This window comes from Synechococcus sp. 65AY6A5, assembly GCF_002760415.1.
In the GTDB taxonomy this organism is placed as follows: Bacteria; Cyanobacteriota; Cyanobacteriia; order Thermostichales; family Thermostichaceae; genus Thermostichus.
Genome location: NZ_AXUW01000001.1, coordinates 505,878 through 515,221, shown reverse-complemented (window position 1 = coordinate 515,221; position 9,344 = coordinate 505,878). Strand labels below are relative to the sequence as shown.

Here is a 9,344-nt window from a genome sequence, read left to right as displayed (position 1 = left end):
TGGCGGCGGTGGAAGTGGCGCCGGCCATCCGCGGCTAATCCACTCCTGACCTAGTCGACCAGTCCTTCTTGAATCCCCTGGCAGACGCTGGGGGGTTTTTTCTTCTACCGCCCTCTCCGATCCAGGTGGGAGACCAAAATGGCAAACGGTTTCACCAGGATCTTTCCCCCAGTCAGTTAGAGTAGGGCTATCGCATCTGCGAGTAAAGGATATGGCGATCATTTCTTCTCGGGCTGCGGGGGCTGAGGATCCCGGGCAGCGGCAGCAAAAGAGTTCTGCTCGCAGAAGAGAGTCGAAATTGGCTTTTGCTAAGGCGGAAGGGCTACTGCAACCGCAGGCTCACCCCAGCGAAGCTCAAGAAGAATCCCTGCGCCCGCGCACCCTGGCAGAGTACATTGGCCAGACAGAGCTGAAGGAAGTGCTCTCCATCGCTATTGCAGCGGCCCGCGCCCGCGGGGAGCCTTTGGATCACCTGCTGTTCTACGGCCCGCCTGGCTTGGGCAAAACCACGGTGGCCGCGGTGCTGGCGGCGGAGATGGGATCCCGCTTCTACATGACCACGGCCCCGGCGCTGGAGAGCCCCCGTGACATTGCCGGCTACTTGGTGCGCCTGAAGCAGGGGGACGTGCTGTTTATCGACGAGATCCACCGCCTGCCCAAGGTAACCGAAGAGCTGCTCTATCCAGCAATGGAGGATTTTCGCCTCGACATCACTGTTGGCAAGGGACGCTCGGCCCGCATCACCTCCATACCCCTGGAGCGCTTTACCCTCATCGGGGCCACTACCCGCATTGGCGCTCTGACTTCGCCGCTGCGGGATCGCTTTGGCCAGGTGCAGCGGCTGCGCTTCTATGAGCCCCACGAACTGGCGGAAATTGTGTTGCGCAGCGCTCGCCTCTTGAACACCTCCATTGACCGAGCGGGAGCCGAGGAGATTGCCCGCCGATCCCGAGGCACACCGCGCATTGCCAACCGCCTCCTGAAGCGAGTGCGCGATTATGCCCAGGTGCGGGGGGATGGCCACATCAGCCGTGAGGTGGCAGCCGCTGCCCTGGAGCTGTTTCAGGTGGATCCCATGGGTTTGGACTGGACGGATCGCAAGCTGCTGACGGTACTGGTGGAGCAGTTTGGGGGAGGGCCCGTGGGCTTGGAGACCATGGCCGCAGTGACAGGTGAAGATCCCCAGACAATTGAGGAGGTGTACGAGCCCTACCTGCTGCAGATTGGCTACCTGCAGCGCACGCCAAGGGGTCGGGTGGTTACCCCCGCTGCCCTGCAGCACTTAGGCTACACAGCCCAGTCCCCTCTGCCTGTGTGGAGCTAATGGTTTTCCTCTCCCACCAGGGGAGAGGGGGGTTGAGCTAGCTGCGATCGTTGCTGCCAACAGGTCTGAAACTGGGCACCACGAGCTCCTTGTTTTGCTTGGTGAGGCGGCCATACAGCTCTTGGGTGTTGGGGAAGTTGGCCGCCGGCAAGGTGGGGAAGCGGCGATAGGGCACCGTGTCCTCGCCGAAGAGATCCCGATACTCCTGGGTGTTGAGCAGGGCGCGCACGAAGGCCTTCAACCCCTGGGTGGCCAAGATCTGGTTGTACTTGCGGATCTCCTGCTGGTTTAGGGGTGCGCGGCCCAGGAAGTGCTTGGTGCCCAGCTCGATCACCTTGGTATTGGGATAGGGAGCGTAGAACTCGGAGCGGTACAGTTCCGAGCACCCCAGCGCCTCGACGAACTCCTTGACGGTGATCTCGCCGTTGCGCAGCTTGGACTCGGCAGAGCTGAGCTCGGCGCTGATGTTGTAGATGTCCATGTCGCGCTCGAAGATCTGCCGGTAGGCGGCGCGGATGAGGTTGTTGACTTCGGCTTTGTTGGCCAGGCTGGTGAGCTTGAAGATGGGTACCTCCTGGCGCACCTTGGGCACCCCCTGCTGGGCTCGCCGCTGGATTTCCAGCTCGCCGGAGGGCTTGTCCTGGGGCTGGCCCAGCTTGACAAAGAGGGGGATGTCGTCGTCGGTGCGGATGGGCTTGGTTGCCACGGCCATGTCGGTGGATCCGGGGCGCATGCGCCGCCGCGCTAGGCCGGCGGGGGTGAGGTAGCGCTCGTAGGGCACGATGTCTTCCCCGAAGACCTGCTGGTACTCCTCGCTGTCGAGGATGGCGTCCACGACGGCGTAGAAGCCTTTCTTGGAGGCGATGTCAAATAGGCGGTTCATCTCCTGGCGGCCGTAGGTGGGTCGGCCCAGCAGCTTGCGGTGGATGAACTCGATGGCCTTGCAGACATAGAGACTAGACCAGTACTTGTTGCGGAAGAGATCTGACTTGGCCAGTTGGCGGATAAACTCTTTGACGGTAATTTCGCCCGACTCCAGCTTGATCTCCCAGCGGGTTAGCCGTTGGCCTTCGTAGGGCATGTAGCCGTACACCTGCTGGTAGCAGGCGCGGATCACCGCCTGGGTCGAGACTTCGCTGCCAACAATCCCGGCCCGCACCCCTAGCCGCCGGCTGCGATCGCCGGGGGTTTGGGTGAGCTTGAAGACTTTGGGGCCAAGGCTGCCGGGATCCCCGACTGCCTTGGGATTGGTGCGGTCGTTGGTGAGGGCAAAGCCGCGCCGGATGAGGATGCGCTTGACATCCTTGTTGAAGGGGGCGGGGCTGGCGTTGAGGGAGCGGGTTTCTTTGGGGAAGATGGCGCCAAATTGGATCTCCAGCGGGTCGTTGCCGGCGCCGTAGGCGTGCTGATCCGGCAGGGGGCGGTTGTAGCGGGCAAAGAGGGTAATGAATTGGGGCACCTTGCGGCGCGGGGCCGCGTAGTTGTAGAGGTCGAACTTGGGTCCCCAGTTGGCGCTGGTTTGGGCTTCCACCCCCAGCTTGCGCAGGTAGGGCACCGTCTCCTCGCCGAAGTAGTCGCCGTACTCGCGGCTGTCCACCAGCGCATCCACCAAGCCGGCCAGGCCCTTGCTGGAGACGATGGCAAAGTAGGTCTGCACCTCTTCACGGGTCTCTGGTGCCCGTCCCAGGAAGTGGCGGAAGGCCAGCTCCACAACGCGGCTGTTGATGTAGGGCTCGTAGAACTGCTTGCGGTAGAGTTCGGATTTGCCCAGGCGGCGGATAAACTCCTTCATGGAGATCTCGCCGTTTTTGACCTTCGACTCCAGGTCGGCCAGCTTAAGGCCATAGGCACGGCGGATATCCCGCTCGAACACCTGCCGGTAGGCGGCTTTGATGACCTCTTCTTTCTCAGCATTGGAAAGCCCCGGCTTCATGGCAAAGACGGGAACCTTTTCTGCGGCCAAGTTGTAAACCTGGGGTAGCTGTAGCCCTTGCAAGGGCAGGCCATCGGCGGTGCTGGCGTTGCGCTGCCGCAGCTTGTCGGAGGGAGCAGGGGCAATGAACTCGCTCAAGAGCACGTCGAAATACTGGTTGATGATGGCCACCGCCTCGCCATCTTTGCGGAAGTAGCTGGCTGAGGCCCGCTTCATCTCTTGGATGGCGACAATGGTGGCCTCGGCAGAGCAGGCGTTTTCGATGATCTCCCGCAGGCCACGGGTGTTAACCACAAGGATATTGGGATCCCCGGCCACAAGGGCGTAGGTGACGTAGCGCAAGAACCAGCTTAGATCCCGCAGCGACTTGCGCATGTTGGCAGCCCCGTAGCGGGCGATGCTGATGGGGCGGAAGTTGGGCGGGATCTCCACGCCGCTGGCGCTGAAGAGATTGCGGATGGCCTCGAGGAAGCCACCCGTGGACTCCACATAGAAGGCGGTGCCCAGCTTAAAGGCTTCTTTCTCGTCTTGAGTGACTTCTGGCCGCTCCAGGTAGGCCATGGGGGAGCCGCCGGTGAAGATGCGGTTGGCAGCCCGGCTGACAATGATTTCGGAGTTGGCGGCGATGACCTCGGCAATCTGCAGCCGCTTCAGACCGCTGGAGAAAAAGTCGTCAAGGCGATCCAGCTCGGTGCGCGAGAGGTAGCGATCCTGCTGTTCTGCCTGGGAGATGGTGGAGAGGGGCACGGTTTGGTAAAGACGGGGGCTGGAGACGACTGCGCCGCCAGATGCGTTGATACCCATCGCTCTCTTAAACTCCGTTTATCGAAAAACTGCCGACAAGGCTCAGGGAGGATGCCCCGGGAAAGGGGCTGACCCATGGACTTAGCTAAACCGGCCCCCATCCCTCTCAGAGTTGGGGAGGAATGGACGCCGCGTCCCTGAGGGGGAAGCCAAGCCTAGAATACTAGGGGGATGCGACCAGAGGGGGGAGGTTGTTGCAGTTTGTAACACTCATTCTCAGTTGCCTTCTCGTCAAAAACCATGGCCTCTGACCCTTCTTTGCACCTTCCCGACTCTCTGCGGGCAGACTGGGAACAGGGATGCTACGGCTCTGTTGCTCAAAGTTTGCAGCGGCAGCTTGAGCAGGGATCCCAAGAGCCCCTGCTGTATTGGTGGCTGGGATCTGCCTACCTACTCCTGGGGCGGGAGCTAGAGGCGCAGCTCACTTGGCAGGAGGGTCTGGCCCTCCTAGGGGCCGAAGCTGAGGCTACCCGCTGCTGGGCAGAGGGACTGCTGGAGCTGGCAGAGGGGCTGTGGGAAAGGGGGCAGTGGCCGCAGGCGGCGGCTTTGTATCGGCAGTTGCTAGAAAGTGGCGCTGCCCCAGAGGCGGCGTTGGCGGCCCATCGCCTTGGCCTAGTCCAGGAGCGCAGCCGACTGTGGCTAGAAGCAGCAGAGTGGTTTGAAGAGGCCTGCCGCTGGGATCCAACGGCCACGGAGAGCTTTTGGCGCTGGGGCCTGGCCCTGCTCAAGCTGGGCCGGTTGCGGGAGGCCCTCTCCCCTCTCCAGGAGGCAGCGCGGCTAAGGCCAGAGTGGGGGGATCCCTGGGTGCAGATGGGCCTGGCTTGGCTGGATCTGGGGGAGCTGGAGCAGGCGGTGGCCTGCTTTCAGGAGGCAGCGGCGCGGGGCACCCAGACAGCAGAGCTCTACAGCTACTGGGCGGAGGCTCAGGTGCGGCGGAATGACCCGCAGGGGGCTTGGGAGAAGTTCCGGCAGGCGCTGGCGGCGGAGCGGGAGTGGCTACAGGCCTGGTGTGAGGGCAGCGGCAGAGACAGTCGGCTGCGGCTGGAGCTGGAGCAGGCCCTGCAGGGATCCCCTGGCAGCCTTTGGCAGGAGCGGTACCGCGCCTGGCAGCAGCGCTGGCTCCCTGCGCAGGCAACCCTTCCTTCCCCAGCCTGCCAGAGCCCACCGCCCAGTGCTGGCAACCCCCTGCCAGTGCCCAGCCAGGGTTACCTTACCACCCGGCAGTGGCACCAGGCCACCGGCGAGGGCAGCTACCAGGTGGTGGATCCAGAAGGGGTTCTCTGTCTCCAAGCTCCTCCTACGGCTGACCCTGCCATTGGGCAAAAGCTGCGCTCGCAGCGGATCCCCTTGGCCGAGACCTTTGTGGCCCAGATTCCGCAGGGATCCGTGCACGTGGGCCACTATCCCCGCCACCTCTACGCCAGCTTTGCCAGCGCCGTGCTTACCCGTAGGGGTGAGTTGCTGGCCGATGTCTCCCCCAGCTTGCCGCCGCCGGAGTTTCTCGACTGGGACTGGAAGCCGGCTCACCTAGAACACCACCCCGTTTTGGACTTGCCCCACCTGCCGCCGCCAATTCCGCTGGATGGCCCTGTCGCCCTCTTGCCCCTGGGGGCGGTCAACTACTTCCATTGGATGGTGGACATCCTGCCCGCCCTCGATCTCCTACGCCGCTCCGGCGTCCTCGAAAAGGACATCCCCCTCTTGGTTCACGGCTACCAGGGCAAGCCTTTCCAGGTGCAAAGCTTAGCTGCCTTGGGGATCCCAAGCGAGCGCCTCCTCAGCTTTGAGCAGGCGGGGGGATCCCATGTGCAAGCGCAGAACCTGATTGTGCCCTCGCTGGCGGGGCCGGTGGGGTGTCTAACCCCCAGGGGCTGGCAGGTGCTGCAGCAACTGGCTCCTCTGGGGCAGGCGGCGGGGCTACCGCGGCGGATCTACATTAGTCGTCGGGCTGCCCGCTGGAGGCGGGTCATTAACGAGGCAGAGGTTCTCGAGGCTTTGCGCCCCTGGGGATTTGTGTCTGTGCAACTGGAAGCCCTTTCTCCGGGCGAACAGATAGCCCTGATGCAGAGAGCAGAGGCAGTCATTGGGATCCACGGGGCGGGCTTGACCAATCTTGCCTTTTGTCAACCTGGCACTGTTGTTATCGAGATTTTCCCCACCAATGCCGTGCTCCCCTACTTCTGGAGCCTGGCCCAGGTGGTGGGGCTGAACTACTTTCCCCTGCTGGCTCCAACCTGTGACCCGGCCCTGGTGGCCCTGTTGGCCAGCCCAGAGTTGGATCGGGAGGATGCCTGGGTGCGGATCCCGGACTTGCTGAAGTTGCTCGAGCAAACAGGGCTGCGTTGACTGCTTTCCCAGCCTTGGGAGTGGGATCGGAGGGACTCGAACCCTCACGTTCTTGAAGAACAACGGATTTTAAGTCCGTAGCGTCTACCATTCCGCCACGATCCCTAAAGTAGCCGTACTACTCTACCAGACTCTTTGCTGCAGGGGGCTAGGAGGCTTCTATAGGGAGAGTATGGCATGCCAGCTTCTGGCAGACAGCCTGGCGCAGGAAATGGGCTAAGGCCGCCACGCAGTCTCGATCCTCAAGAAGCAGGTCGCGCCGCTCTTGGATCTGCTGAGAAATTTGCTGCCGAAATTGGGGATCCGTTCCCAGTTGTACGGCCAGCTCTTCGTAGCGCTGGAGGTCTGGGGCAATTAGAAGCTCAAGGCCCATTCTTTTGAGGATGGCGTAGGTGTGGCGGCCCCGCAGAAACCGGCCAGGGCAGGTGACCACTGGCAAACCGGCAGCAATGGCTTCCAGGGTGGTGATCCCGCCCGACCAGCCGTAGGAGTCCAGCATGATGTCCGCGCAGCGATTGAGATCTAGGTAGTCTTGATGGTCCAAGGCGGGCAGGATTCGACAGTGGTCTTCCACCGCAAGACCATAGCTGGAAAAGATGGAGGCAAGCCGCTGCCAGAAGCGCTGACCAATGGCAGCATTGGGCAAGGCCAGGAAGACAAATTGGGCCCTGGGCACTTGCCGAGCAATAGCTGGAAAAAGGTAGTCGTATTGCGGCAGGTACTTGCCCAAATACTGGCAGGTGAGATAGACAACGGCCTCTTGAGGCAGACCAAAGTCCTCGCGGTAACGTCTCTGGGGAGGCAAAACGGGCTTTTCAAAACAGGTACCCAGGCGGGGCAGTCGAACCAAGGTTTCGCTGTAGTGGGCCTGCCCATTTTCAGGCTCCATGAGGTCGCTGGAGAGAAAGTAGTCAATGGTCGACAGTCCCGAAGTAACCGGATGAGCCCAGGTGGAGCATTGGACGGGGGCTAGCCGCAGGGACGCCAGCTGCAACATAAGGGGAGAAAGGCCAATTTCCAGGTACACCAAAACATCCAGCTGATCCTGCAAAATTTGGCGGGCAGCCTCTTCAAAGCCAGTGGGAATGTGGCGGAAGACATCGGCATGCTGACGGTATTGCTCCGTCAGGAAATCAACTCTGGGATCCAAGTGGTAGGCAAAGACCTGGAAAGGCTGCTTGGAGCGGGCCTTTAAGTACTTCACCCACCCCAAGGAAAGGCGGCTGTAAGAGCAAGCGCGCATGGAGGCCGAGACAAACCCAACGCGAATGGGATCCCCTGGCCGGGCTTGCCGGGGAAGATACTCCCAATCGGGGTAGCAGGCTTTCACAATGCGCTGCACCAACTGAGCGTATTTCTTCTGCAGCTCCAAGTCGTCGTAGCCCTGGTACTGCAGAAGGTGAGGCGTTCCCCAACTTGACCCTAAAAAGGCAAGCCGCCGCTGCTCTGGGGTGTCTAGAGGCGTCTCCTGAATGAGGCGATCCAGGTGCTCTACAAAGCGCAAGCGAAAGCGGTGCAGCTCCTGTTCATCCTGATAGATAGCCGGCAGATAGAGATGGTAAAGCCAGCGGGCTTGCACCAAGTTAGGATCCAAAGTCCATGCCTTTTCCAGGTGATCCAGAGCCGCGCTGTGTTCCCCTTGCTCGCGATGGGCTATCCCCAGATAAAAATGCACCTCAGCCCAAGGGATCCCTGCTAGTGGATCTGGATTTTCTAACAACGATCCCAGCAAGGAGATTGCCTCTTCGTGGCGGCCTAGGTTAACAAGAATCTTGCCCGCTTGAAAGGCAGAAAGGTAAGCCTTGGGATTGAGGCTCAGGCTCTGCCGATAGCAAGATAGAGCCTTTTCCAGTTGCCCCAAAGACTCATAGACAACGCCCAGGTTGTGATGATAGAGGGCTACGTGGGGATTGAGCTCAATGGCCTCGGCAATCAAGGCAGCCGCCCATTCCCCCTCCCCCTTGGCCTGGGCCACCGTCCCCAGCAGGTGCAGGGCATCGGGTTGATCGGGAAACTCCGCCAGAATTTGCGAGTAAATGGCTTCCGCTGTTCGCAAGTCGCCAGCCTGCTGGGCCTGGATCCCGGCCAGCAGCTTATCCTTGGGGGCGAGATCCGACATTGAAACAAGGGAAGCTGGAGAGTTTTCCTCACTATAGGCCCTCCAGCTCCGATTAGAACCCCCCTCGCCGCCTTCCTCTCCCTAGGTCTCATGTTGCCAAAAGCACATAAAAACGGTATCAACGCTTCTGCGATCGCCTCGCCAAAACCCGCAAAAGCCGATTTTTTCGTTGACCCGCTCGATGCCTTGCGCCACAAGGCTTTCAGGCCTCTCACCCCCCCTCTGCAAGGCCTTTTTTTGCCCTCTTCGACCGACCCCCTCGCAAATAGGTCTTGCATTCCTTGCCCCGCTTGGGTTTAATAGGGGTAGAGTTCCCCCTTCGGGGGGATCCCTAGAAATTGGAAACCTCCGCGCTCTATGCGCAACCGAATCAGGCTGCGCAGTTCCCCCTTCGGGGGGATCCCTAGAAATTGGAAACATTGCCCATATTCAGTTTTTCGTTCATTGTTGTGCTCCTCAAGTTCCCCCTTCGGGGGGATCCCTAGAAATTGGAAACTAGTCAGTACTCAAAGTTCCTCTACGTTCCTTTCCACTTTGGAGTTCCCCCTTCGGGGGGATCCCTAGAAATTGGAAACGTCCGGAGACTGAGCAATCGGCCGAGCGTTCGGATAGTCAGTTCCCCCTTCGGGGGGATCCCTAGAAATTGGAAACTACTGAGTATACAACTGAATATACAACTGAATATAAAGTGTTCCCCCTTCGGGGGGATCCCTAGAAATTGGAAACTTCCCATTGCACTGAGCAGATTGGTTCTTGCAGTTCTTGTTCCCCCTTCGGGGGGATCCCTAGAAATTGGAAACTTTTGTGTTCCCTGCCGA

At 60.6% G+C, this 9,344-nt stretch carries 4 protein-coding genes, 1 tRNA gene and 1 CRISPR repeat array; of the genes, 2 read left to right on the top strand and 3 right to left on the bottom strand.

The genetic code is table 11. The features are described from left to right. The first annotated feature begins 211 nt into the window (after positions 1-211). Complete coding sequence (ruvB, locus tag SYN65AY6A5_RS02330) at positions 212-1,324, top strand: Holliday junction branch migration DNA helicase RuvB (RefSeq protein ID WP_099883820.1); 1,113 nt, start codon at positions 212-214, stop codon at positions 1,322-1,324. A 37-nt stretch (positions 1,325-1,361) separates the two neighbouring features. On the opposite strand, the gene SYN65AY6A5_RS02325 is transcribed toward ruvB, so the two are convergent. Further along, on the bottom strand, positions 1,362-4,061 hold the full coding sequence (locus SYN65AY6A5_RS02325) for a phycobilisome rod-core linker polypeptide (RefSeq protein ID WP_099883818.1): 2,700 nt from the start codon (positions 4,059-4,061) through the stop codon (positions 1,362-1,364). 240 nt (positions 4,062-4,301) lie between these two features. On the opposite strand from SYN65AY6A5_RS02325, the gene SYN65AY6A5_RS02320 reads away from it, so the two are divergent. Next, entirely contained in the window at positions 4,302-6,407 is a 2,106-nt protein-coding gene (locus SYN65AY6A5_RS02320) for a glycosyltransferase 61 family protein (RefSeq protein WP_099883816.1), read from the top strand. Positions 6,408-6,428: 21 nt separating this feature from the next. Here the strand turns inward: SYN65AY6A5_RS02320 and SYN65AY6A5_RS02315 are convergent. Beyond that, a tRNA-Leu gene (locus SYN65AY6A5_RS02315) sits at positions 6,429-6,512 on the bottom strand. Between the two features lie 43 nt (positions 6,513-6,555). Next, positions 6,556-8,526, bottom strand: a complete 1,971-nt coding sequence (locus SYN65AY6A5_RS02310) for a tetratricopeptide repeat protein (protein WP_099883814.1) — start codon at positions 8,524-8,526, stop codon at positions 6,556-6,558. A gap of 310 nt (positions 8,527-8,836) precedes the next feature. Then, a CRISPR array of direct repeats spans positions 8,837-9,326; the repeat unit is 36 nt; unit sequence GTTCCCCCTTCGGGGGGATCCCTAGAAATTGGAAAC. Positions 9,327-9,344: the final 18 nt, after the last annotated feature.

What these genes read in the sequence shown, in the direction of transcription:
- ruvB (WP_099883820.1), top strand. Translation starts at nt 212, where the DNA reads ATGGCGATCATTTCTTCTCGGGCTGCGGGGGCTGAGGATCCCGGGCAG.
- SYN65AY6A5_RS02325 (WP_099883818.1), bottom strand. Translation starts at nt 4,061, where the DNA reads ATGGGTATCAACGCATCTGGCGGCGCAGTCGTCTCCAGCCCCCGTCTT.
- SYN65AY6A5_RS02320 (WP_099883816.1), top strand. Translation starts at nt 4,302, where the DNA reads ATGGCCTCTGACCCTTCTTTGCACCTTCCCGACTCTCTGCGGGCAGAC.
- SYN65AY6A5_RS02310 (WP_099883814.1), bottom strand. Translation starts at nt 8,526, where the DNA reads ATGTCGGATCTCGCCCCCAAGGATAAGCTGCTGGCCGGGATCCAGGCC.